Source organism: Saccharothrix sabaoui, assembly GCF_051756985.1.
Classification (GTDB): Bacteria; Actinomycetota; Actinomycetes; order Mycobacteriales; family Pseudonocardiaceae; genus Actinosynnema.
In genome coordinates this window covers 1-1998 of sequence record NZ_JBPKJK010000082.1, presented here as the reverse complement: position 1 = coordinate 1998, position 1998 = coordinate 1, and the positions used below count along the sequence as shown (strand labels likewise).

Below are 1998 nucleotides of genomic sequence, written 5' to 3'. Positions count from 1 at the left end.
GGCTACCTCCGGATATGTCGACCAAGTGGAGGGTAACAACCGCCGCCGTGGATTCCTGCTCACAACTGAGCATGCCGGGGGTGCCGCGCGGGGAGCGCGGCACCCCCGGCCGTCAGCACGGACAGCCCTCCAGGAAGGCCGTCATCCGGGACTCGTTGATGCACAGGAACGAGTCGGGCACCGATTCCACCAGGCCGGCGTCCCGGAAGCGCTTGAGGAAGTACCCGACGCGCGACCGGGTGGTGCCGACCATGCCGGACAGGTCCTCCTGGGTGATCCGGTCGCGGATCTGCACGACGTAACCGCAGTCGGCCCTGCTCCCCACCTTCTGCGCCAGGTGCAGCAGGATCGCGGCCAGCCGCCGCTCGCTGTCCATGGTGAGCAGGTTGGTGATCATCTGCTGCTGCTCGACGACCCGCTCGCCGAGCTTGACGATGAAGTCCTGGAGCAGCGCGTCGTCCGACAGCGCCTGCCGGAGCCTGGACGCCGGCACCTGCCGCAGCACGGTGCGGGTCATCGCCATGGCCGACTCGGCGCGCGGCGGGCCGAACAGCGCCAGCTCGCCGAACGTGTCACCCTCCGGGTGAATCGACAGCAGACATCGCTTGCCGTCCCGAGAATAGGCGACGGTTTTCACCTGGCCGCTTTCGACCAGGTACACGCCGGAATCCCGGCTACCGACGCTGTAAATACTCTCGTCTTTCTCCACGACTAGCCGCGCCGCGCCTGCGCAGTTGTTGCGGATATATGACGAAATACCACTCGTGGACCGTTCGACGACATTGCGGGATGAGCGCACGGAGCACCCCCAGTGTGCATTGTTCGGGCGGATCGAACACGGTTTAGAATGTGCTGCATGTGATGGGACCGCGGCCTCGCGGCCGCCGAACCGGTCCCCTCGGGACTTGCTCAGCCGACCGGCGACCCGGTCCCCGCTAAGCGGGACCGGAGCAGGCCGGTCAGGTGCGCCGGGGCGCGGAACAGGGTGAGGTGGTCACCTTCCGGCTCGACGTGCAGCCGGGCGGCGGACAACCGCTCCGCCACCGCGAGCGACCCCGCGGGGTGCGCGGTGCTGTCCTGTTCACTGGTCACGACCAGCGTCTCGGCCGCCACCCGCGCCAGGTAGGGGCGGGCGTCCTGGGACATGATCACCAGGTTGAGACGGCAGTAGCGGAAGAACAGTTCCTTCGAGGCGTACGGGTAGAGCACGAGGTGCGCCAGGTCGGCGGGCACCCCGGCGAGGGCGTTCTGGAGCAGGACGTCGTGCACGACCGCCGCGGTCTCGCGGTCCTCGGCGGCCATGCCCATCAGCGCTTGCAGGTTGCGCTGGTGGTCGGTCTTCGGCGCGTCGTCGCCCAGGTCGAAGTCGCCGTGCCACAGGCTCAGCGAGTCGACCCGGTCGGGCAGCTCCGCGGCGGCGGCCAGGGCGAGCAGCGCGCCGCCGCACATGCCCGCCACGTGCGCGGAGGGCACCCCGAACGCGTCGAGGACCGCCGCCAGGTCGGCGACCTGCGCGGCGACGTCGTGCGCCAGGTCCACTTCGGACCCCAGGTCGGCGAACAGCCAGCGGCTCTCCCACGTGATGACGCGCCGGTCGGCGGCCAGCGCGCGCAGCCAGCCCTCGGCCAGGCGCACCGGCATCCCGCACGGCAGCACCAGGAGCACCGGCGGCGCCGAGGCGGGACCGACCGCCCACGCGGGCAGCCGCGCGCCGTCGGCCGTCTCCACCACGACACCGTTGTCGGGCGCGAGGAAGTCGTCCGCCAGCGCGCCCGCCACGACGGCGTCCACATCGGACGGTGCGGGCAGGCCGGCGGCGGCGAGCGCGGCGGCCGTGCCCGCCAGGTCGAGGTGGTCGCCCACCACCCGGCTCAGCGCGGGCAGCGCCGCACCGGCCGGACCGACCTCGAAGCGGGGACCGCCCGACAGCGCCGTGACCCGGGCGAGCAGGTCGGTCGCCGCCGCGGGCCACGGCGAACCGTCCTCCGGGGCCGCCTC

The 1998-nt window shown here is 71.7% G+C and carries 2 protein-coding genes; both read right to left on the bottom strand.

Annotated elements, in window-relative coordinates; genetic code table 11:
- Positions 1–112: 112 nt before the first annotated feature.
- Complete coding sequence (locus ACR807_RS24185) at positions 113–709, bottom strand: Crp/Fnr family transcriptional regulator (protein WP_438923684.1); 597 nt, start codon at positions 707–709, stop codon at positions 113–115.
- A gap of 200 nt (positions 710–909) precedes the next feature.
- Positions 910–1998: alpha/beta fold hydrolase (locus ACR807_RS24180; RefSeq protein ID WP_438923683.1), on the bottom strand; the 1089-nt coding region annotated here is incomplete at its 5' end.